Here is a 24,139-nt window from a genome sequence, read left to right as displayed (position 1 = left end):
GGTGCCCGCAGGGCGGATGAGGGTGCCCCGGCATCGGCCCGCAACATTCCGAGACCACACACATGGCAACACGACGCGGTTTTCTCCAAGGCGCCATCGCCGCAGCCCTGTTCGGCAGCGTCGGCCTGCCCGGCCTGGCGCGTGCGCGCGCCGACAATTACGCGCTCCCGGCCGATGCGCGCACCCGCGCCGACCTCACCCGGCATGTGGATGTCTTCATCGGCACCGGCGGCCACGGCCATACCTTCCCTGGCGCCACCTTGCCGTTCGGCATGGTGCAGCTCAGCCCGGACACCTATAACGCAGTGTGGGATTCGTGCTCGGGGTATCACGAATCCGATGGCTCGATCATGGGCTTCTCGCACACACACCTGTCCGGCACCGGTATCGGCGACATGCTGGACTTCCTGCTGGTGCCCGCAACCGGCGAGGTCAAACTGGTGCCCGGCCCGCTCGACAACCCGGATGCCGGCTACCGCTCGCGCTACGACCATGCCGATGAGGCCGCATCGCCGGGCTACTACCGCGTGCGCCTCAAGGACAGCGGCGTGCATGCCGAACTCACCGCCACCGCGCGGGCAGGCCTGCACCGCTATCACTTCCCCAAGGGCAAGCCGGCGCATGTGTTGCTCGACCTGTGCCACGGCATGCAGGACAAACCCGGGATTCCCACCCGCGTCAGCGATGCGCAGCTACGCGTGGTCGACGAGCGCACGCTCACCGGCGGACGCCGCGTGTACCAATGGGCCAAGGGCCGCTACATCTATTTCGCCATGCGCCTGTCGCGCCCCTTCAAACAGGTGCAGTTGTACGACCAAGACCAACCGCTGGCCGCCGGCACGCGCAGCGCCGACGGCACGCACCTCAAGGCCGCGCTGCATTACCCCGATGCTGCCGACGCCCCGCTGCTGATCAAGGTCGGCATCTCGGCCGTCAGCGCCGACAACGCACTGGCCAACCTGGATGCCGAATTGCCGGACTTCGACTTCGCGCGCGTGCATGCGCAAGCGGTCGCCGCCTGGGAAAAGGAACTGGCCCGCGTGCGCATCGACAGCGATGACGACGCGCAACGGCGCATCTTCTACACCGGCCTGTATCACAGCCTGCTGGCGCCCACGCTGTTCTCCGACGTGGACAACCGCTACCGCGGCATGGACCTGCAGGTCCACACCGCGCCCACCGGCTATCACAACTACAGCACCTACTCGTTGTGGGACACCTATCGCGCATTGCACCCCTTGCTGACCTTGGTGCAACCCGAGCGCGTGCCCGACCTGGTGCAATGCCTGGTGCGCGGCGCCAACGAATGCCCGGACGGCGTGGGCATCTGGCCGCTGCAGGGCGTGGAGACCGGCTGCATGATCGGCTATCACTCCGCCGTGGTGCTGGCCGAGGCGCATGCCAAGGGCTTTACCGGTATCGACTACAAGGCCGCGTGGCCGGCGTACCGCAAGCGCGCGATGGACGACACCACTCACGGCCTGGGCGAGTACCGCAAGCTCGGTTACATCCCCGCCGACAAGGTAGACGAAGCAGTCAGCCGCACGCTCGAATACGCTTACGACGACTGGGCCTGTGCGCATCTGGCGCGCGCCGCCGGCGCCAGCGACGATGCGCGCGCACTGCGCGAACGCTCACGCAACTACCGCAACGTATTCAATCGCGATAGCGGCTTCGTGCAGGCGCGGCTTGCCGACGGCAGCTGGGCCACGCCGTTCGACCCGCGCGGCATGGGCCACATCGCCAAGTGGCGCGATTTCACCGAATCCAACGCCTGGCAGGCCACCTTCCTCAATCAGCACGATCTGTACGGCTACATGGACCTGTACGGTGGTCGCGACGGTTTCGTCGCCAAGCTGGACGAGCTGTTTTCCACCAGCTCCGAACTGCCCGCCGATGCACCGCCGGATATCGACGGCATGGTCGGCCAGTACGCGCATGGCAACGAGCCCAGCCATCACGTGGCGTATCTGTTCGCCTATGCCGGCCAGCCGTACAAGACCCAGGCGATGGTGCGCCGCTTGCTGCGCGAGCAATATCACGATGCGCGCAACGGCCTGTCCGGCAACGAAGACTGCGGGCAGATGAGCGCATGGTTCGTGCTCAGCGCACTGGGTCTGTATGCGGTGGATCCGGTCAGCGGCAACTACATCGTGGGCAGCCCCTTGTTCAAGCGGGCCACGCTGGATGTGGGCAACGGCCGCACGCTGCGCATCGTTGCCAACAACAGCAGCGAAACGAACGTCTACGTGCAATCGCTGAAGTGGAACGGCGCACCGACCAACCGTGCCTGGCTGCGCCATGCCGATCTTGCCGCAGGCGGCACCCTGGAGTTCGAGATGGGGTCCACGCCCAATCTGAGCTTCGGTGCCAACAAGAAGGATCTCCCGCCCTCGTTTGCCTAGCGGACGCACAGCCGCGGCAGCTCGACCATGACAGATCCCGCTAGTCCCCTTTTTCCGCAAGCAGAGGCGCGCTGCCTTCCTTCTCCCGCAAGCGGGCGCGCGCTGCCTTTCCTTCTCCCGCAAGCGGGAGAAGGTGCCCGGAGGGCGGATGAGGGCCACCCTCAACACCGATCCACCCAAAACCTCATCCACCGCCATCACCCGTCATTGGTTACCGCCGAGAATCGCTCATGCTGCGCACCACCCTTGCACCGCTCGTCCTGGCCCTCGCGTTCGCGCTTCCCATCACCGGCGCAGCCGCAGATACCGAACGCTGGCCGAACTTCGGCACGCAGGGCACGCAGTTCGTGCGCGACGGCAAGCCCTACCAACTGCTTTCCGGCGCCATCCATTTCCAGCGCATTCCGCGCGCCTACTGGAAAGACCGCCTGCAAAAAGCGCGTGCACTGGGCTTGAACACGGTGGAAACCTACGTGTTCTGGAATCTGGTGGAACCGCAGCAAGGCCAGTTCGATTTTTCCGGCAACAACGATGTGGCCGCGTTCGTGCGCGAAGCCGCCGCGCAGGGGTTGAACATCATCCTGCGGCCCGGCCCTTATGCCTGCGCAGAGTGGGAGGCCGGCGGCTACCCGGCCTGGTTGTTCGGCAAGGGCAACATCCGCGTCCGCAGCCGCGACCCGCGCTTTCTCGCCGCCAGCCAGGCATATCTGGACGCACTGGCCAACCAGGTGCAGCCGCTGCTCAACCACAACGGTGGGCCGATCATCGCCGTGCAGGTGGAGAACGAATACGGCTCTTACGCCGACGACCACGCGTACATGGCCGACAACCGCGCCATGTACGTCAAGGCCGGCTTCGACAAGGCCTTGCTGTTCACCTCCGATGGCGCCGACATGCTCGCCAACGGCACCTTGCCCGACACCCTGGCGGTGGTGAACTTCGCACCCGGCGAGGCCAAGAGCGCATTCGACAAACTGATCAAGTTCCGCCCCGATCAACCGCGCATGGTCGGCGAATACTGGGCCGGGTGGTTCGACCATTGGGGCAAGCCGCACGCCGCCACCGATGCCAGGCAACAGGCCGAAGAGTTCGAGTGGATCCTGCGCCAGGGTCACTCGGCCAATCTCTACATGTTCATCGGCGGCACCAGTTTCGGCTTCATGAATGGCGCCAATTTCCAGAACAATCCCAGCGATCATTACGCGCCGCAGACCACCAGCTACGACTACGACGCCATCCTCGACGAAGCCGGCCACCCCACGCCCAAGTTCGCGTTGACGCGCGATGCCATCGCCCGCGTGACCGGCGTACAGCCGCCCGCATTACCGGCGCCGATCGCGACCACCACACTGCCAGACACGCCGCTGCGCGAATCGGCCTCGCTCTGGGACAACCTGCCCGCGCCGATCGCCATCGACACCCCGCGGCCGATGGAGCAGTTCGGCCAGGATTACGGCTACATCCTCTACCGCACCACCGTCACCGGCCCGCGCAAGGGCCCGCTGTATCTGGGCGATGTGCGCGATGTGGCGCGCGTGTACGTGGATCAACGACCGGTCGGTAGCGTCGAACGACGGTTGCAGCAGGTGTCCCTGGATGTGGAGATTCCTGCAGGCCAGCACACCCTGGATGTCCTGGTCGAGAACAGCGGCCGCATCAATTACGGCCCGCGCATGGCCGACGGCCGCGCCGGCCTGGTCGACCCGGTCGTGCTGGACAACCAGCAACTCACCGGCTGGCAGGCCTTCCCGCTGCCGATGCGCACGCCCGACAGCATCCGCGGCTGGACCCGCAAGGCCGTGCAAGGCCCGGCGTTCCACCGCGGCACCCTGCGCATCGGCACGCCCACCGACACCTATCTGGACATGCGCGCGTTCGGCAAGGGCTTCGCCTGGGCCAACGGCGTCAACCTGGGCCGCCACTGGAACATCGGCCCGCAGACCGCGCTGTATTTCCCCGCGCCGTTCCAGCGCAAGGGTGACAACACGGTGGTGGTCTTCGATCTGGACGATGTCGCCACCCCCAGCGTGCGCGGCCTGAAGCAGCAGGTGTGGCTCAAGCCGAAGGAGTGAGTCTCACAAGGCGGCTGCTGCCGACGCGTGCGCGCTCGCACAGCGGCCATCAGGTCGTGGACGCAGGGGCCGCGGCCGCGGCCTGTTCGCGGATGCGTGCTGCCTGGACTTCGGTCGCCAACAGCGTGCCGCGCACATGGGTGGCGTGCTGACGGGCCTGTTTCAGACAGAACCTGGCAAACCCTGCCACGCCTTCTTGCGGCACGATCGCGTTCGAGGTCAGCACCCGGATCAGGCGCTGCTGCAAACCGGCCATCCTGGCGGCGGCGCGCGCCTGGCTTCGCGCATCGGGGCCTGCCAGCTCCTGCTCGGCCATCTCCAGTTCCTGCAGCATCAGGCTGACGGCTCGCCGCTGGGTGTCGTCGCGCGTGCGCGCTTGATGCAATTGCGCCAGCAGACGTTCCGGCGCCCGATCGACCGTCGCAACCGGCGTTTCGACATGAGAATGCGGATCGTCGTGCACGTCGGGCTGCGGAAGGTCCGCCTGCGCGCTGAGCTTGACGTCGAGATACTTGTTCTGCAGTTCGAGGCAGCATTGCATATAGGCGATCTGCGACCTCACCGAGCCGGGCGTTTGCAGCCACTGCGCAAGCGCGGTTTCGGTCAGCACCGCGCTGTGCTTGGCATGGCTGCGCATCGCCTTGCCTCGCGCCTCCTGCGGCTTGCCGGTCAATACCGCGCGTCCGTAGTTCGCTGCCGCACGCAGGGCTGCATTGACGCGCCGACCCAGCGGCGCCGCAGGTGCCGCTCGACCCGAGCCTGTGCTCTGATCTGTCGAGCGCGGCTTGGCCGGATGCAGTTTCTGCAGGTCGTCGGCGCCGGCCTGCAGAAACGCGTCCAACGCCTTTTCCTGCCCATCGATGCAGGCGTAAAGCGCGCTCCGCAACTCGAAACCATGGTGCGGCACCACGTCATCTGCCGCTCTTGCGCCCGACCTGTCGGCAGTCGAAGCGGCGGGTTCCGGCATTGCCGGTTGAGCATCATGTGCGGCAGAGGCGCCTTGGCGATGCTTCGGCTCCAGGCCGGGATCGGCTTCTGCAATGAGATCGTCTTCATCGCTTCCCGCCGCTTCCTCCGCCACTGGCGTCAGTGCAACGTCCAGCGCAGTTGGCTGCAACTGGTCGGCGACGTTGGGCGCTTCCCGGGCTGCGCCACTCTCCGCCTCGCGTGCAGGCAATAGATCCGCCACCGCCAGTAGCGCACGATCGACGCCGGGCATGTCCTCGGTCTGGTACCTGCGATAGCGCTTCTGCTTGCCGTGCGCCAGCAGGAACTGATGGCTGCCGACCCCCATCGTGGCCGCACCGAGCAGGCCTGCGCCGATGATCAGGCCCGTGCCCACCGGTGCGGCCACCGTGGCGCCGGCAACGACGGCCGCGCTGACGCCGACCTTGGTCAACGTACTGGCGGTGTAGGTGATTCCACTCACGACAAAGCCCTTGTTCCACTGGTTGAACCGATGCGCAAAGCGGTCGTACTTGCCCAACTTGGTGCTCACAAAGTACTGGTAGCGCTGTGCGCCAGGACTGAGTTCGCTGGGTTCGAGGTCTTGCAGGAAGCGCTCGACCCTGCCGACATCCACGGCAACACGTGCCCTTTCCCGACGCGACTGGTGCAGGAAGGTGCCCCCCAGTGCGGTCGCCGCCACGCTCGCCAACGGCGCGAGCACGAAGGAGCCGGCGATGCCCGCCGCAGAGGCCGCACCTGCGGCGGCGGCGCTGTGGCCCACCAGGCCTGCCGCATTTGCGCTATTGCTGGCGATTGCCAACCCGCCCTGGATGCCGAGTTCGCTCGCTGCCTTGGTGAAGATCACTCCGGCCGAGGCCATGGAGGTCGCGGCGATGGCACCGTCCCGCGCATTTCGCCGCTGCAGGTAGGCGTTGGTATCGATCGCCTCGCTCAGTGCATGCGCGTGCGCATTTGCAGCGTCTGCAGGCGCTGCCGTGTCCAAGGCAGATTGCAGTGCCGCCTGCTCCGAGCGCAGGCGGCGTTCGCGCTGCCGCAAGTGCGTGCGCTGCTCGGCAACCTCGCGGGTTTCCTTGTACGCGGCATAGATCGCAAGACTCGACAGCGGCAGCATCGCACCGCTGATGCCCAGGCTCATCGCCAGATCGAATGCGCCTGCCGGCGCGCCTTCCTCGGCGAGGGCGTGCAGGACGCCTTCCTTCGCTGCATGCCCAACCGCTTGCGGATCCGCCGGATGCCCGGCGTCGGCATGCGGCGCGTGGTGTCCCCCCGGCGTCGGCGCATGCGGGGCATGGGCAGCGTGCGGGTCTGCGGGATGTGCGGTCTGCGGTGGGTGTGGCGGGTGGCCATCCGGTGCCGCTGTATGGTCGGCCGGTGGGTGCGCGGGTGGATGCGCTGACTCCCCGGCTTCGGCGGAATGCTCGGGTTCGCCGCGGCGGGGAATGTCGTTGATCAATTCGGCCGTTTTGTCCGCGGTTCCGTGCAAGGGGTCGGCCACGTACTTGGCGACAACGAATACGTCATAGGCCGTCTCCGCTTCGGCAACTCGGGCGTTGGCATCCCCGTGGTGCGGTCGTCGCTCGCTCTCATCGCGATGTGTGCGTTTGGGCAGTGGCCGCGCCTGCAGCACTTTCAACCCCAGTGGCCAACCCTGTCGATCTTGCGGCGATTCCGCTGCGGGGGGGTGTTTCAACGGCCGCAGAATCGCGTGTGACAAGATGCTGTGCAATGGATCGCTGGACACGCATGAGCAAACTCCAACCGGTGCAAAGCGGCGATGGTGCGCCTGTCCTTTCCATCCAGTCTTGCTGCGACGAACACGCGATTCCGTAAACGAACTCTCCGGCCTAACCACGCGTCGCGCGATTTATCCCGGAGAAAGCCCGCCATTGAGTCCCTCCATGCCAGATTGGCAACGCCACATGGATGGCCTCGCGGAGCTGGCGATGCGCCAGGACGCGCCGGCACAGCAATCCACCTGTTGAGCCGCCGCGTTCTTCCAAGACGCCCATCGCCTTCAGCCCTATTGCGCAATCAAACATAACCGCCAGAGCAGATTTCAGCCGATGGCGCTTTAGACCTGGCCGCAGCCGCCGTTATCAGAACGTCCGGTGCCGCTGCGCCGCCGCATACCGTCGAGGTATCGGACGGCACAGATTCCAGGCAATATCACCGGCTGACTCCGTTACGGATGCGCTTGCTTGCGACGTAGACGGCTTGATTGCAGGTTCCAGGAGCGTTGCATGTCGTCGTCTACCGTTGCACAAGAGTCCGTTTCCGCCGTTGCCGAGCACACCCAAAACGCCTTCGCCGAGCAGATCCACAGCAAGCACATGGGCAGTGCCGAAGCCGCACACCTGATGACGTTCCTGTGCCAGACCGAATCGGCCAAGAAGCCGCAGACGCTGCTGCCGCCGCAAATGCGCGACGACAACGCCGCCTGAGCGACGCGTTTGCGCGAGCACGCGTGGCGACAGCCATGACGCTGTCGCCAGAGGCGGTTACTTTGCAGTGTCGAACGACCTGAGCACGGTCAGCAGACTGTTCGGATTGTCTGCGGCACCGCCTTGCGCAACTTTCTCGACATCTGCCGCGCAAGCGCCCGTATCGACACCGTAGGTCTGGATCACGCCCTGATTGGTGGCCGCCTGCGCCAAGGTGTTTTGCTGCTGTTGTGCAGCGACCGCATTCTGAAACAGGATGTCGCTCGAATGGGCCATGCTCTGGTAAATCGAACTCATTGCAACCGCTGGCGCTTCGCCAACGACCTTGACGTTGGTCTGGGTGACGGCATCGGTAATCTGCGGATCGAGGGTGGTTGGAAAAGCCATCAATGCACTCCTGAGTGAATGGATGCACGGCGGTCTGTGTTGTGTAGGCCCATCGGCGCTGAGAACGCATCGCGGTTATGTTCCCCGCATCGCTGCCGGCAACCCGCCACACCACGCGCGCTGTGCCATCCCGATAGCGGCCGGCGCGCGCACAACTCGACCCTCGCATCGCCACGCTTCAGCGCGCGTCGCAACATCGGTGTGATCGTACGCGCGGGTGCAATGCTGCCGAGTAATCGCTGCAATGAAGGCTTTACCGCGGCAATGCTGCACGATGGCCGCGTACACAGTCGCGCCAGGGTCAGGCCAGGTGCCACCAGCTGATAGCAGCCGGAGCAGCGCGGCCACATCGCTGTGTGTCTGGCGATGCACGTCGACCAAGCCGCCTCGACGGACGGCACACGTGGTATTTAAGAGATAATAAAGAGGTCTCTTTAAACCTGGCACAGGACTGGACCACGATGCATCCGCCACGCCTGCTGAGCCGTCTCGTTGCGAGCCTTGCCGCAAGCCTGGGTGCGGTTGTCGCACAGGCGCAATCGCCTGCGTCGTCGCCTTCGCCGATCGTGCTCAGCGAGTTCATCGCCGACCCGGCTCCCACGCCGCAGGCTCACGCCTCCACCTTGCTGGAAACGCGCGATGGTCATCTGCTGGCCGCCTGGTTCGGCGGTGAGCACGAAGGTGCGGCCGATGTCGGCATCTGGCTCGCTCGGCGCGGCCCGCAGCAATGGCAGACCCCACGCCGTATCGCCGATGGCGCACACGCCGGCGTCGATGGCACTGCAGTGCCGGCATGGAATCCGGTGTTGTTCCAATCGGCCACCGGGCCGGTGCAGCTGTACTACAAGCTCGGACCCAATCCGCGCCAATGGTGGGGGCTGCGTCTGCTCTCCACTGACGATGGCGTGCACTGGTCGCCACCGCAGCGGTTGGCCGACGGCATTCTGGGGCCGATCAAGAACAAGCCGGTGCAATTACCGAACGGTCGCATCCTGGCGCCCAGCAGCAGCGAAGACCACGGCTGGCGCGCGCATCTGGAATGGAGCGACGACGACGGCGTGCACTGGCAACGCGGCATGCCGCTCAACGATGCGAAGGCGATCGGCGCGATCCAGCCCAGCCTGCTGCTGTATCCGGATGGCCGACTGCAGGCATTGGGCCGCAGCCAGCAAAACAAGCTTTTCAGCACGTTCTCACTCGATGGCGGCCTGCATTGGCAGCCCATGCACTTGCTGGAGGTGGAAAACCCGAACTCCGGCACCGACGCGGTGGTGCTGCGCGACGGTCGTGCGTTACTGGTCTACAACCCGGCCATCGCCGGCAAGGACTGGTGGGACGGCCGCGGCACCCTGGCCGTTGCCGTCTCCAACGATGGCGTGCACTGGCAACGCGTGCTGACCCTGGAAGACAGCGCCCGTGATGAATTTTCCTATCCGGCGGTGATCCAGACCCGCGATGGGTTGGTGCATGTCAGCTACACCTGGAAGCGCCGACGGATCAGGCATGTGGTGCTCGATCCCGCGCGGTTCGGCGCGTGCAGCCCCTCCTGCCAGGCGCTCGCCCCCGCAACGCTGCCTGAGCGCTGCACAACGGCATGCGGCCACGCCGCCGATCCTTCGTCATGATGACGACGGCTTCGCCCCTCGGAATTCGCCCATAGCGTTGCATGCCGATCATCGTCATCGAGCGACAGCCAAGACGAGGAATGCGATGCGACGCGTCGATCAACCCCGCCCGCCGGGCATGCCGGTAGGACTGCGGGAGCAGAATGCATCCGATGCAGATGCGCCCGTGCGGGCTGTCCCACCCGCACACCCCGCGCCCGAGCGCCCTACCGGCATGCTCGGCGGCCTGACCCGATATGTGCCTGGTGAGCGGTCCGGGCGTCCGCCAGCATCGCCTGCCGCTGCCGAGACCTCTCGCCGGCCAACCCCATCCGCTCGCACTCTTCCCGACCGCGGATCCGGCAGCGCCGCGCGGATGAACGAGGCGGCTGGACATCCTGCGCAGACGCCGCAATTGCCACAGCTCAGCGCCATGGAGCGCTCTCGCTTCCACTCCGTCACCACCGATTCGCAACGCTTGCAGCCGGTGCGCCCCCGTATGCCGCCGACCGTGGGCGCTTCACCATTACGGCGCTCCACAGCGCTTCGCCCGTACCGCGACGTCCTGTCGCAATGGCAACGACACTACAGCGCAGATCGCAACCGCTGGCACAGCGCGTGGCGCCAGGCCAACAGCAACAACCCGCAGGTCGAGACACGAACAGACCGGGCGCTGAAGGCAACCGCCGACATGCTGGAGGACGCAACCGCACCGGGGCGGGTCGCGCTGGAACTGCGCTCAGTTCCCCTTCCGCAATTTCCCGACCAGGCATTCCGTCTTTCTCATCTGCAGCACATGACGATCGACGCGGCGGGGTTGATGGAGCTCCCGGACACCATGCAGCAATTTGCTGGCCTGGAAACACTGACGCTTGCGCGCAATCCGCTTCGCTCGCTACCTGCGTCCATCGCAAGCCTCAGCCGATTACGCGAGCTCTCCATCCGCGCCTGCCCGGAACTGACGGAACTTCCCGAGCACCTGGCGAGCACCAATGCATCCGGCGAGCACGAGGGCTTGGTCAACCTGCAGAGCCTGCAGTTGGTAGAAACCGGGATCACATCGCTTCCGGCTTCCATCACCAGCCTGCAAAACCTGAAAAGGCTACAGGTACGCAATTCGCCGCTGTCCGCCCTTGCCCCGGCCATCCATCATCTGCCAAAGCTGGAGGAACTTGATCTGCAGGGCTGCACGGCGCTGCGCAACTATCCGCCGATTTTCGGCGGCAGTGCGCCATTGAAGCGACTGAGTCTGAAGGACTGCAGCAACCTGCGCACGCTGCCGCTGGACATTCACCGCCTGACGCAGCTGGAATAACTCGATCTGCGAGGCTGCGTCAATCTCTCCAGACTGCCCTCGTTGATCGCCGGATTACCTGCCAACTGCATCATCCTCGTGCCGCCGCATCTACAAGCGCAACTCGACCAGCATCGTCCGGTTGCGCGAACCGCCGAACCAGAGCGGACTGGCCCGACCGGCCCAGTTCTCTCGGCCCCTGGTGCCCGCAATCGCGCCAGGGCATCCTCTTCGGCGACCAGCACCACCGAACTGCTCCGTGCGGTTGCGCTCGAACTGAACAAGGTTGCGCTCGAACGCATCGAAGACACCGCACAGGCCATGCTGAGCACGGTCATTGATGAGGAAAGAAATCCCTTTCTGGAAGGTGCTCCATCCTATCTTCCAGAAAAGCGCCCGCCCGACATCCCCACCACCTTCGGCGAGATTCCGGTATTGCAGAAAATGCTGCAAGAAAGCAGGGATAGCCACTTCCTGCAACGGGTGAACGACATGGCAGGCCCCTCCCCCAGAATCGAAGACCGGAGCGAGGAAGGCCTCAGCCGCCACTACACGGAAGTCAGCAACTGGAAGGCGCAGAAGCGCGCGCACCTGGGCGTCGTCGATCATCTCGGGCAGTTCGTTTACCACTAAGGAAGCCCGCTCGACGCAGCGACGCTGGCCAAGGCAGTGCAGATGTGGAAGACCCGCGAGCTGATCGTCAACGCACACCCGCAGGATCGCGCGCGCTTTCCCGAGTTCGCTGTGCACATTCCAGAACAGGTCAGCGACGACTCTGACGACGAACAGCCAACAAGCCCGGAACCTTCAGGCCATCAGTAGATGGCAAAGGCGACGGGCGCAGCGGCCAAGCGAGCATCGCCGTTGTCGTGCCTGCGCAAGTCAGGCGGCGCCTTCCTGGTCGAACGGGGCGTTGCGCGTGTTTCACGCTTGCTGCAACGCGTCCACCATCCGTTGTACCCGCGCGGTATCGGTCCGCTGGTAGTCTCCGCCCAGATCGTGGACATACGGGTGCGGCGACGGCACCTGGGCGGCGATCACGCCACGCGCCGACGCATGGAATTCGTGGGCGCCGGTGTGCTGCCGTAGGGTGCGGATGTTGTGCTCAGAAAGCCCGGCACCGGGCATGATGCCGATGCGCCCGGCTGCCTGGCGCACCAACGCGGCGATGGTGTCGATGCCCTCTAGCGCACTCGCACGCGCGCCCGAGGTCAGCACCCGCTCGCACCCCAGCGTAATCGCATCCTCCAGCACACGCGACGGGTCGGCACTGACATCGATCGCACGATGAAACGTCACCCCCAACGACCCCGCCGCCTGCAGCAACACGCGCATCGTCGCCAGATCGACCTGCCCATGCCGGTCCAGTGCGCCAAGGACCACGCCATCGCATCCAAGCCGCACGCACTGCTCCACATCGCGGCGCATCACCTCGACTTCGGCGGCGTCGAACACGAAGTCGCCCACGCGCGGACGAATCAGCACATACAGCGGAATCCGCAAACGCTCGCGCACCACTGCCAACGTGCCGAACGACGGCGTCAGCCCGCCGCCATCCAGCCCACCGCACAGCTCCACGCGCATCGCACCGCCTGCTTGCGCGGCCAATGCCGAGGCCACCGAATCGGCAGCCACTTCCAACCCCAACGCGCTCATGCCGCCGGCTCGCTGGTGTAGTGGCTTTCGCCAGGCACCAGCAGATCCTGCCGCTGCGCATCGCACACCGCGTAACTGAAGCCCTTCTGGATCGCGAACGCACCCACTTCGCCGCGCTTGTTCATGGCCAGAAAGCCGACCTGCAATGTGCGCGTCAATTCCGGCTTGCGGCGGATCAGCCGCATCACCACCTCGCGACAGGCATCGGCGGGCGATTTGCCCTGCCGCATCATTTCCACCACCGCGAAACTGCCGACATTCCGGATCACCTCCTCGCCCACACCCGTCGAGGTCGCCCCGCCCACTTCGTTGTCCACGTACAGGCCCGCGCCGATGATCGGGCTGTCGCCCACGCGGCCGTGCATCTTCCACGCCATGCCGCTGGTGGTGCATGCACCGGATAGATTGCCGTGCGTATCCAGCGCCAGCATGCCGATGGTGTCGTGATTGTCCTTGCCGCCGGGCAACTGGGCATCGCGCCAGGCGCGGTTTTCGACATTGGCTTCGGGCGAATACTTCGAGGTCTTCAACCACTCTTTCCAGGCCGCTTCCGAGCTTGGGGTCAACAGCGTGGTCTTCGGAAAGCCCTGTTCGAAGGCGAACTGACGCGCACCATCGCCCACCAACATCACGTGCGGCGTTTTCTCCATCACCGCACGCGCCACCGAAATGGCGTGCACCACGTCTTCCAGCGATGCCACCGCGCCGCAATTGCCCAGGTGATCCATGATGCAGGCGTCCAGCGTTACCCGGCCATCGCGGTCCGGATAACCGCCCAGGCCGACGGTGGGATTGTTCGGGTCCGCTTCCGGCACACGCACGCCGGCCTCCACCGCATCCAGCGCGATACCTCCGCTGCTGAGAATTTTCCAGGCTTCCTGATTGGCGGCGACGCCGAAGTCCCAGGTGGAGATCACCCGCGCCGCACCACGCGGCAGCGCCGTCGGCCGCATGCCTGGCGTGGCGCCTGCCGCGGCTTGCGCGCGGGCGCCCCAGCCGGCCAACCCGGACGCAATCGCGCCTAGCGTGGCGCTCTTGAGGAAGTGACGGCGTTGAAGCATGCGGATGACTCCATGACGGAAACGAGCGGCCGCACAGTGCGGTACCAGCTTTCCATCATGCGACAGCGTGGCGTGCGGATAAACCTTATTGCGGCGTTGTCGTATGCGGATCCGTGCACAACCCTTGCCTGGCTGGGAGCGGCGCGCTCGCGACAGGCATGGATCACGGCGCGCTTGCCCCGCAATGCACCGCCGTTGCTGAAACGTTCCACATCGCCAAGCGGTTGGCTGACGGACCACGCTGTTTCCGGGAGCACGCAGACACCGATCACGCTCCGCATCATGGCGGCCACGCCGACTGCAGCGGCCGTGCAGACCTGGGCGAGACAGTGGCGCCATCAGCTCACATAACCTGGCTGGCCAACGCAGATCGCGCTTGCGCAGGACAGCAATCTGGCCACCGATGCACTACGGATCGAGCTCTCGGGCGCTGTGACCTGAAAGCGGCTGACCGTCCACCGTGCCTTCGCCAAGGGTGCCGTCGTCGCGCAACCTGCTGGTGAGCACATGATCGCGCCAGTGGCCATTCAACTGCAGATAGCGCCGCGCATAACCTTCGATCTGAAAACCCAGCCGCTGCAGCACACGCGCACTGCGCAGATTCTCCGGCACGTATTGCGCCATCACCCGATGCAGGCCGAGTGGGCCAAAGGCAAAGGCAATTCCTTGCGTGGCTGCCCACTGGATCAAGCCGCGTCCCTGCTGCGCCGCGTCCAGGCCATAGCCCATGTGGCACGCCTGGAACGCGCCACGCTGGATCTGGGTAAACCCAGTGGTGCCGATCACCTGCTCGCCCTGCAACAAGACCAGTTGCACCTCACGCTCGCCAGGCATCGCGCTGCGGTATGCCATGCACAGGCGGCGCCAACCCTCGACGGTGTAGAACGCGGGCGGCCGCAGCGGCATCGCATCGGCCAGATGGACGCGGTTACGCGAGTGGTAGTCGGCCATTGCGGCCGCATCGACAACGGCCAGATCGCAAAGCACCACGCCATCGGCGCGGCGGATCGGCGCAAATCGCGGAAGACTCATGACGGCCGCGCCTCAACCCTGCATGTCATCTTGCTGCGAGGTGCATCCGGCTGATGCATACGATCATGCTCCGCAAGCCGTCTCCATAGCCGTGCGTCGTCCGATGCACGAGATGGAGCGCCCGACTGTCAGCAACACCCTCACTGCGTATCGCCCGGAACATGGCGCCATCCACTGCGCGATGCGACTGCACCCGCCTGATAGCGAGCACAGCAGGTGTGCCGCCCGCTCTCAGGCCGCAGCGACCGCAAGCGCCTGGCCGACCTGCGCTTCGATGGCGTCCAGGTTCGGCAACAGCGCGCTTTGCTCGCCCAGCAACACGCGCATGTGCACACCGTCGGGCAGCGCATCTTCCGAGGCATCGGCCAGCAGGCCATCGCGCGGCACCGAAATCAGCTGCGGGAACGAGGCAGTCAGCAGCGCGAAATACGGCAACGCCGGGTTGCCGCCCAATGCCTTCAACACGATGACCTTGTTGTTGACCGCGGTGGGCTCTTCGCCCATGCCGCTGAGGCGCGCGAACGACAGCAGCGGCACCTTCCAGCCGTACCAGTCGATGCGTCCGACCACCCAGCGCGGCATGTCGGGTAGCGGCTCGACCGCCACACGCGACATCACCTCGGCCACCGTCGCGTTCGGCAGCAGCACGCGCTCGCTACCGGCCTGGATCAGGACGCCGCGGATTTCGTCGTTATTGGCGTAGCTCATCGCATGATTCCGATTCGAAAGGGAGCGCCCGGCTTATGCCGGCCAACGCTGTGCCAGCGCCTGCGCCAACTGCGCGGGGTCGCCGGTCAGAATGCCTTGCCGCGCCAGACGCGCCGCGGCGGCGGGGTCGTAACAGCCATCGGTGGATTGCCCGGCCAACCAGCCGCCTTGCTCGGCCAATGCCAGCGATGCCTCCACCAGCGCCTCGTTGGCACCGCTGAGCATCAGCACCGCGCTGTCGGCCGGCGGCAGCGCCGGGATCAGCCCGGCCGGATCGGCCGGTGCCACGAACGCCAGCGCGCCGGCATGCTGTTGCACGCCGACCTCGTCGGAGAGCACATAGACCTTGCCCGGTGCGACCACCTGTCCCGGTTCACCCAGTTCGACCGGCAACGCAGACACGCGCCCCATCTGCCGCACCAGGTTGCCGTACTGGCCGCCGTCCAGGGTCATGCGCACCAGCACCGCGCGCGGGAATTCCGACGGCAATGCGGCCAGCAGGCGACGGATCGCATCCGGCCCACCGATGCCAGCGACGACCAGCACTGCGCCGGTGACGCTGCCGCTGTGCTCCAGATCCACCAGCGACAAGCCGCCGGTGGACAGGGCCGCCACATCGGGTTCGGCGCGCGGGCGCACCACCACGGCCACCTCGTCCACCAGGCCCCAGGTACTGGAATCGCCCAGCGTCGGACCCGGCTTTTCCACAGCGACCGGTGCCGCCTCCTGCATGGAGGCGTGCGCGAACAAGGCATCGCCAGGCACGCTGTCGAACGCATGCGCGGCCGCTTCCAGGTGTTGGTCCAGCTGCAGGTCCGAGTGCTGGTGCGCGACCAGCGCCAGACCCGGCTCGGGCTGCAGCGACGGCTCGCTCTCGGTGCCAGGCGGTAGCACGTCGGCATGGCCGTGCAGTTTGGCGGCCAGATGGCGCACCCAGCGCTGCGCTTCCCAGCCTTCGCGACGTACCGTCAGTTCGGCCTCGTCGAAGATCACGGTGACGCCAGGCATGTTGAAGGCCGGCTCCAGCGCTTCGAGCGCGTCTTCGATGGACGGTTCGAGTGCGACCAGCACCGCCACCGGCTCGGCGTCGCGCAGCATCTGCACGTCGACCGCCGCTGGCTCGTCTTCCAGCACCACCTGCGCACCGGCCAGGCCAAGCGCTTCGCGCAGACGCTCGCGCGCCTGACCGGGACGGCCCAGCAAAGCAACCGGAGTTCCCATTGCGCCATTAGTCTCGGACACGGGCGATCCCCAGCAGGTCATACACGTTTCGCATCAGATCCAACTCTTGGTAGGGCTTGCCCAGGTAACGCTGCACGCCGATCTCGAAGGCGCGCTGGCGATGCTTCTCGCCACTGCGCGAGGTGATCATCACGATCGGCACCGCCTTGAAGCGCGGGTCGGCACGCATCGCGGTCGCCAACTCGTAGCCGTCCATGCGCGGCATTTCGATATCCAGCAGCATCAGGTCGGGCACGCGCTCTTCGAGCAGTTCCAGCGCCTCGACACCGTCGCGCGCGGTGGACACGTCCAGGTTGTGGCGTTCCAGCACGCGGCTGGTGACCTTGCGCATGGTCAGCGAATCGTCGACCACCATCACCAACGGCACCTGGCGCTGCGCTTCGGCCTGGGTTTCCAGCGACGGACGCGCCGGCTGGGCCAGGAAACGACGGACCAGCGGGGCGACGTCCAGGATCACCACCACGCGGCCATCGCCGGTGATGGTGGCGCCGTAGATGCCCGGCACCGAGGCGATCTGCAGGCCCACCGGCTTCACCACGACTTCGCGGTTGCCCAGCACCTGATCGATGGCCACCGCGGCACGCAGGTCGCCCGCACGCACCAACAGCAACGGCACCTGCGCCTGGCCATCGGCACGCGCGGCGGGCTGGCCGACCAACGAGCCGAGGTCGTGCAGCACGTACTCTTCGCCGGCGTAGTGATACCCGCCCTCGCCCGACTCGTAACGGGTGCGCGAGATGCGGCCGATACCGCTGACCGAACCCACCGGCACCGCGAACGTCGTTTCGCCGATGCGGACAAACACCGCCTGGGTGACCGCAAGCGTTTGCGGCAGACGCAAGGTGAAGGTGGCGCCCTGTCCGCGTACCGAGTGGATATCCACCGAGCCGCCGAGCTGACGCACTTCGTTGCGCACCACGTCCATGCCCACGCCACGGCCGGCCAACTGGCTGACCTGCTCGGAGGTGCTGAAGCCGGAGGCGAAAATCAGGTTATCGAGTTCGGCCTCGCTCAGCTCCTGGCCCGGTTCGATCAGGCCGCGCTCTTCGCCGCGGCGACGGATCGCCTCGCGGTCCAGGCCGGCGCCGTCGTCGGCCACTTCCAGCACGATTTCCGAACCTTCGCGGCGCAGACGGATCGCAATGCTGCCTTCTTCCGGCTTGCCTGCGTCGCGGCGTTGCTCGGGCGTTTCCAGCCCGTGCGCCACCGAGTTGCGCAGCATGTGTTCCAGCGGCGCGACCATGCGATCGAGCACGTTGCGATCCAGTTCGCCCTGGGTGCCTTCCAGCACCAGATGCACCTGCTTGCCGGTGTCGCTGGCCGCCTGACGCACCACACGACGCAAACGCGGCACCAGACCGTCGAACGGCACCATGCGCGCGCGCATCAGGCCGTCCTGCAGTTCGGAGCTGACGCGCGACTGCTGTTGCAGCAAGCCGTCGTACTGACGCGACAGATCTTCCAGCACGCCCTGCAAGCCGCCCAAGTCGGCCGCCGATTCGTTCAACGCACGGCTGAGCTGCTGCAGGGTGGAGAAGCGGTCCAGTTCCAGCGGATCGAAGGTGCGATCGCCCTGGTCCTGTTCGCGCTGATAACGCGCGACGATCTGCGCTTCGGTTTCCAGATCCAGACGTCGCAACTGATCGCGCAGACGGGCGTTGGTGCGATCCAGTTCGCCCATGGCGCCACGGAACGCGCCCAGCTGCTGTTCCAGGCGCGAGCGGTAGATCGCCACTTCGCCGGCGTGGTTGACCAGGCGGTCGAGCAGGTCCGCGCGCACGCGCACCTGCTCCTGCTGCGCGCGCGGCAGGAAGTCTTCTTCGGCCTGGCCCTCCACCGGAACCGGAGCGGACAGCGGCGCCGGCTCCACCGACGCCTTGGCGATCGCGCGGACATCGGCGTCGCTGGGCGCTGCGGCATTGCGGCCACGGGTACGGGTTTCGAAGGCTTCCACCAGATCGGTCGGCATCGTCACCGCACGGTGCATGCCGGTGCGGGTCAGCAACTGATGCAGGCGGTCGAAGCCCCGCTCGAACAGACGCACGTCGTCGCGATCGATGTCGGTGCGGTTGGCCGCCACGGCTTCGAGCAGCGATTCGATCGCGTGACCGAGATCGCCGATGGCGTTGATGCCGGCCATGCGCGCACCGCCCTTGAGCGTGTGCAGATCGCGTTGCAGTCCGTTGAGGACATCGCGGTCTCCCGGCACTTCGCGCATGCGGGCGATCAGGCCGTCGCAATGGTCCAGCAGGTCGCGACCTTCTTCGACGAAGATGTCGACCAGCTCGCCGTCGAGTTGATCGAAGTTCAGCGGGCCGGCATCGAATGCCGCGCCGATATCGTTGCTGGCCGTACCGGCACGCGCCGCATCTTCGACCGGGGCGCTGAACGCAGCGGCAGCGGTGTCTTCCAGCTCGTCGGCGCTGCGGTCGGTTGCGTGCTGATCTGCGGAGTCTTCGGCATGCTGATCGGCACCGGCTTGGTCGCTGGCTTCCGCTTGTTCGGCGTGCGCTGCGTGTTCTGCGCTTTCGAACTGTTCTGCGCGCTCGGCGTGATCGGCGTGATCGACCACGTCAAACGCATCGAGTGCGGCCTGCGCGTCGGCCTGCGCCGCGTCGTCGGAGGTGGCAGTCTGCGTGTCGTGCAGCTCCGGCGCAGTGTCCGATTGCGGATCGCCCGCCTCTTCCACCTGATCGGCCGCATGCGCCATTTCGAATGCCTGCACCGATTCGACGGTGTGATCGGGCAGGACGTCGGCATCGGCCTGCGCGGCGTCAACACGGTCGGCGTCTGCGTGCTCTGCTTCAGAATGCTCTGCTTCGGCCTGCTCGGCAGCCACATGCTCGGCTTCGGCGTGCTGCGCTTCGGAATGCGCGGTCTCGATGCGCTCGTGATCGGTCGCGTGCTCGGCGTCGCCCGCATGTTCATCGAAATGCGCGTGCGTTTGCAGCTGCTCGCCGGCCTCGACGTACTGGTCAGACGGCACCTGCTCGTGGACGTGCTGCTGCGCATCGGCAGACGCGCCATCGCCCGAATCCATCTGCCGATTCGAAGACGTCTGCGCTTCCGCCTCTGCGTGGTCGCCCAGCTGCGCCGCTTCTTCCAGAGGTCGGTCTTGGCCCGCATACGGCTCGCCGCCATGCAACCGTGCCGCATCGCCGTGCTGCGCCAACTCGTCTGCCGGCTGCTCGCCCGCGTGTTCCTGCGTGTCGGCGTGTTCGTGGCCAGGCTGATCGGACGGCGCGCTATCGAGCGCTGCGGTTTCCGGGGTCCAGTCTTCCGCAGTCGTTGCATTGGCCTCATCAGCCAACGCAGCGTCGGCGTGCACCGCCTCCAGCGCTTCGATGCTCTCGACCGCTTCGTCAGCGCCAGCTGCAACCTGATCGTCGTGCGCGGGCACATGCTGTGCCTGCGCGTCCACTGCCTGCTCGGCATCGGCTGCTGCCAGCGTCTGCGCATCGCCCAACGCAGCTTCTGCATCGGCCAACTCGTCTACCGCAATGCCGTCGGCATGCGTGGTGGTCGCGTCGGCGTCGTGCTCGCTGGAGACAACCTCAGCAGATGCCTCACCGTGCTCTGCCACGTGCTCGCCCGGAACGTGAGCGTGCGGTGCGGTCTGCGCATGCTGCAGTTCGGTGGCGTCCCAGGCCTCGGCTTCGACCAGCGGCTCGTCGGCCGGCACGTCGTGTGCGTCGATGCCCTGCGATGGGGTTCGTTCTGCCTCTTCGTCTGGCGCGGTATCGCCGTGCAGCGACTCGGCAAGCTGCCCGGTTGCGGCAACCGGTACCAGCGCGTCGTCGCTCGATGCGGGCACAGACTCGGCAGAGGCGTGGACATCTTCATGCACGGCGGCATGGCCGGCGTTGTCCACTGCATGCGGTGCAGGCGCGTCCAGTGCGAGTGCCGAATCATGCTCGGCCTCGGCCTCGGCCAGCTCGTCCACCGCAATCGGCGCGTCGTCCGGCTGCGGCTGCCCGTCTTCGGCATCCTGCGTCGATGCGGGCGCGTCGGACGGCAGCGCGCCGGCATCCAGGTACTGCGACAGATCCTGCGCACCGGTCAGTTCGACCGAGGCATCGCTGCCGTCCGCCGTGGCGCCCGGGGCGTCGACATCGTCCAACTCGTCCAGGAACGCCTGCGGCGGCCACTGCGCTTCCGGCAAGGTGTCCACCAGCGCGCGCAAGCGTTCGGTCAACGGTGCGAACGACGGAATCAACGGCGCATCGGCGCGTAGCGCTGTCACCGTGGCGGCAATCGCAGCAGCGGTGGCGGTGAGCGCTTCGAGCCCGTCCGCCGACGGCGTGACCGAGGCGGCCAGCAATCGCTTGACGTAGCTTTCGGCCGGCGTCGTCACCAAGGTGATTTCCGGCACGTCGGTCATGGCGAACGCGCCACTCATCGTGTGCACTGCGCGCAGCAATTCTTCGGTCGCCAACTGCGGCTCGGCCTGGCTGGCCTGCAGCCACCCGTTGACCGTGTCCAGATGCGTGGCGACCTCGGCTTCCAGGATCTCGCGCAGCACGCTGTCCACCGAAGCCGGGGTTCCGCCGCTGGCGGCAAACACGCCTGCGGTTGCGACCGGAATCGCAACGGCGTCGGCCACCGGTGCCGCAGCTGCGGGCACGTAGTAGACCTCTTCGCCAGCAGCAACGCGCTCGGCGATGCCCTGAATTTCATGCAGATCGGCGCTGATGCGGCCCTGGTCGCGCAGCGCGGCGTTGAATTGCGGCAACACCGCATAGGCCAGTTCGACCATTGACACGACCGCCGGGCTGGCGGGCCGCGAATTATCGAGCACGCGGTTGAGCATGCTCTCGATCTTCCAGCTGAACTCGCCGAGTACGCTGGCACCGACCAGGCGCCCACTGCCCTTCAGGGTATGGAAGACACGGCGGATCGGGCGCAGGGTTTCCGGGTTAGTGGGCGCGGCGCGCCACACCGGCAACAGCTGCCCCAGGTTGACCAATTCTTCGTCGAATTCTTCCAGGAACACGTCGCGGATATCGTCGTCGATATCGCTGTCGCCAAAACCGCCGAAAATGCCGGTGTCGGCAGCCTCCTGGGCACGTTCGCTGGATACCGGTTCAGAGCTTGCCTGCGCAGGTTGCGCATCGGCTGCCAAGGTCGGTGCCTGCGGGCGCTCCACGTCGAACTGCGCGGCCGCTGCATCGAGCTGGGCCAGGAACGCAGCGGACGCGTCGTCCAGCTCGAATTCGCTGACCACCGCCTGTTGCACGCGTGGAGCGACCGGCTCGGATGCTGCTTCGGACGGGACGTCCTGCGGCTCCTGTGCCGGCTCGACGAACGGGTCGTCCAATTCCTGCGGCGGACTCGGGGGCGGCGAGAAAGCGTCTTCGATGCTGGTCTGCGCACGACGCGTTGCGTTCTCGGCGATGAAATCCAACGGTGCGTCGGTCTGATCGTCGTCGCCCGGCAGGTCGATCTGCTGGATCTGCAGCGGCGCGTCCTCGGCAACCACCGGCTCGGCGGCGTGCTCCTGCTCCAGAGCGCTCAGATCCACCGTGTAACTGACCTGCGCGGTTTCGTTGCCATCCTGCTCGGCCGATACCGGGTCGAACGCAGAGGTGGCGATCGGCGCGGCCTGCTCGGTGGTTTCCAGGTGCCAGTCACCGGGCGCCTGCGCGCCGTCGTCCGAAAGATCCAGCGGCGCCACGGTGAACGGCACGTGCGACTGGCCGGACACGGTTTCTTCGGCGGCTACCGGGTCGAACGAGAACACCGTATCGGTCGCGGCAGCGCCGGTGTCGTGCACCACGCTGGCAGCGAACGGCGTCTCGACCACGGTTTCGTTCGCCCATTCCAGCGACGGCAAAGACGCCGCATCGTTGGCGGCCTGCGGCGCGTCTGCGTGCTGCAACGGCGGGGCGGCCGCCGGCTGCGGCTCGGCGGCGCTGCCTGGCTGGTCCGCGCCGACCGGCAAATCGGACGGCTGGCCCGACGGCAGCGGCCAGTAACGCAGCGTCTCCAGGCTGTTACGGGTGATGTCCAGAATCTCTTCGCGGCCGGGACGGCGTTCGCGCAAGGCTTCCAGGTAGTACTCCAGGCTGGCCATCGCATCGGCCAGGGTGTCCAGCTGGCGCCCGCTGGGCACGCGCTGCTTGCCGATCAATTCCAGATCGACGTAGCGACGCACGCCTTCCAGATAATCGGCGGCCTGCGGCAGCTCGAGGATGCGCAACGCACCGCCGACTTCGCCGAGCAGGTGCGGTACCTCAGCCAGACGCGCATGGTCCCAGTTGGTTTCGATGAAGGCGACGAAATGTTCGCGCGCCGCGCCGAAGTTGGCGATCGCCTCTTGCGCCAGCACATCGACCGTGCGGCGCACTTCCGAGGAGTTGGCACTGTTGCTGACTTCGGTGCCGTCGCCCGGGTCGGCGCCGAGGCTGGCCACCTGATCGTCCAGCGATGCATCCACGTACAGCAGCGCGCCGGCAATATCCAGCAGCACGCTTTCGTCCATCTGGGTCTGGCCATCGACTACGCGCGCCAACGCATCGCGCTGCTGCACGACGACGCTGCGCGCCACGCCCAGGCCCATCATGCCGAGGGTGTCGGCAACGCTGCCCAGGTCGTTGACCTGGGTCTGCAGCTCGGCGATCTCGCCGCCGGTGCGCAGATGCAGGTCCAGCGCGTCCTTGACGCGCAACAATTCTTCCTTGACCGCATTGCCGACGGTGTCGAGCAGTTCGCGATTGCGCCCGCTCAGACTGCCACGCGCATGATCCAGCTCGGCCTCGGTGGCAACACCGGCCTGCGGGTCGAACGCGAACAGCACGCTTTCGCTCAGACCTGGCTGGCCACGGGTGGCGCGGATCTCATTGAGCAGCGGCAGCAACACGATCGGAATGTCGCGGTGCCCGTTCTGCAAGCGCTCCAGGTAATCGGGCAGCAGCACGGTGCCGCGCATCAGCATCGCGCAGGCTTCATCGCGGTCGGCGACCTCGCCCGCCTGCACGGCCTGGGCCAGCAGCTCGAGCTCTTCGGCCACCATCGCCGGCGCATACAACTCGACCATGCGCAGCGTGCCCTGCACCTGGTGCAGGTAGCCGGCGCAGAACCGCATCCGACTGGTGTCGGAGGGTTCTTCGGCAAAGTATTCGATCTCGTTGCGCGCCTGGCGCAACGTCTCGTCCAGCTCTGGCTTGACCCAGCCCAGTGCGGCGTGACTCATCGCATCGCGAAGCGCACTCATTGCAGCCCCCTGACTACGACCGACTCGCCGCCAGCGCGGCAACCGGTCACTTCCT

12 protein-coding genes and 1 pseudogene are annotated in these 24,139 nt (G+C 66.3%); 5 read left to right on the top strand and 8 right to left on the bottom strand.

What is annotated here, in order from left to right; genetic code table 11:
* Positions 1-62: 62 nt before the first annotated feature.
* Positions 63-2,405, top strand: coding sequence for a GH92 family glycosyl hydrolase (locus J7367_RS00475; RefSeq protein WP_057660142.1), 2,343 nt, complete (start codon positions 63-65; stop codon positions 2,403-2,405).
* Between the two features lie 230 nt (positions 2,406-2,635).
* On the top strand, positions 2,636-4,477 hold the full coding sequence (locus J7367_RS00470; protein WP_057660141.1) for a beta-galactosidase family protein: 1,842 nt from the start codon (positions 2,636-2,638) through the stop codon (positions 4,475-4,477).
* A 49-nt stretch (positions 4,478-4,526) separates the two neighbouring features.
* Here J7367_RS00470 and xopK read toward each other — a convergent pair whose 3' ends face one another.
* Complete coding sequence (xopK, locus tag J7367_RS00465) at positions 4,527-7,079, bottom strand: type III secretion system effector XopK (RefSeq protein ID WP_057660132.1); 2,553 nt, start codon at positions 7,077-7,079, stop codon at positions 4,527-4,529.
* A 607-nt stretch (positions 7,080-7,686) separates the two neighbouring features.
* Between xopK and J7367_RS00460 the strand changes: the two genes are divergently transcribed.
* A complete protein-coding gene (locus J7367_RS00460; protein ID WP_057660131.1) occupies positions 7,687-7,887 on the top strand; it encodes a hypothetical protein in 201 nt (66 codons plus the stop codon).
* Positions 7,888-7,944: 57 nt separating this feature from the next.
* Here the strand turns inward: J7367_RS00460 and J7367_RS00455 are convergent, their stop codons facing one another.
* Positions 7,945-8,274 carry a RebB family R body protein gene (locus J7367_RS00455; RefSeq protein ID WP_007968024.1) on the bottom strand — a complete coding sequence of 110 codons (330 nt, stop codon included), beginning with the start codon at positions 8,272-8,274 and terminating at the stop codon, positions 7,945-7,947.
* A gap of 461 nt (positions 8,275-8,735) precedes the next feature.
* On the opposite strand from J7367_RS00455, the gene J7367_RS00450 reads away from it, so the two are divergent.
* Positions 8,736-9,899 (top strand): sialidase family protein, encoded by a 1,164-nt coding sequence (locus tag J7367_RS00450; protein WP_057660130.1) that lies wholly within the window; start codon positions 8,736-8,738, stop codon positions 9,897-9,899.
* Positions 9,900-10,254: 355 nt separating this feature from the next.
* A pseudogene (xopL, locus tag J7367_RS00445) lies at positions 10,255-11,994 on the top strand (type III secretion system leucine-rich repeat domain-containing effector XopL).
* Positions 11,995-12,096: 102 nt separating this feature from the next.
* On the opposite strand, the gene J7367_RS00440 reads toward xopL, so the two are convergent.
* From J7367_RS00440 to J7367_RS00415, 6 genes are all read right to left on the bottom strand, one after another.
* Positions 12,097-12,828, bottom strand: coding sequence for a copper homeostasis protein CutC (locus J7367_RS00440; protein WP_007969838.1), 732 nt, complete (start codon positions 12,826-12,828; stop codon positions 12,097-12,099).
* Complete coding sequence (locus J7367_RS00435; RefSeq protein WP_057660127.1) at positions 12,825-13,889, bottom strand: N(4)-(beta-N-acetylglucosaminyl)-L-asparaginase; 1,065 nt, start codon at positions 13,887-13,889, stop codon at positions 12,825-12,827. The genes J7367_RS00440 and J7367_RS00435 overlap by 4 nt, the downstream gene beginning before the upstream one ends.
* 408 nt (positions 13,890-14,297) lie before the next feature.
* Positions 14,298-14,921, bottom strand: a complete 624-nt coding sequence (locus tag J7367_RS00430; RefSeq protein ID WP_022558751.1) for a GNAT family N-acetyltransferase — start codon at positions 14,919-14,921, stop codon at positions 14,298-14,300.
* Positions 14,922-15,152: 231 nt separating this feature from the next.
* Complete coding sequence (locus tag J7367_RS00425) at positions 15,153-15,629, bottom strand: chemotaxis protein CheW (protein ID WP_003482475.1); 477 nt, start codon at positions 15,627-15,629, stop codon at positions 15,153-15,155.
* Positions 15,630-15,662: 33 nt separating this feature from the next.
* Positions 15,663-16,850 carry a chemotaxis protein CheB gene (locus J7367_RS00420; RefSeq protein WP_007967134.1) on the bottom strand — a complete coding sequence of 396 codons (1,188 nt, stop codon included), beginning with the start codon at positions 16,848-16,850 and terminating at the stop codon, positions 15,663-15,665.
* 7 nt (positions 16,851-16,857) lie between these two features.
* A complete protein-coding gene (locus J7367_RS00415; RefSeq protein ID WP_057660125.1) occupies positions 16,858-24,084 on the bottom strand; it encodes an Hpt domain-containing protein in 7,227 nt (2,408 codons plus the stop codon).
* Positions 24,085-24,139: the final 55 nt, after the last annotated feature.

The organism is Xanthomonas sp. D-36-1, from assembly GCF_017746155.1.
Lineage (GTDB): Bacteria > Pseudomonadota > Gammaproteobacteria > Xanthomonadales > Xanthomonadaceae > Xanthomonas > Xanthomonas cissicola.
This window is presented reverse-complemented; position numbering and strand designations above follow the sequence as displayed.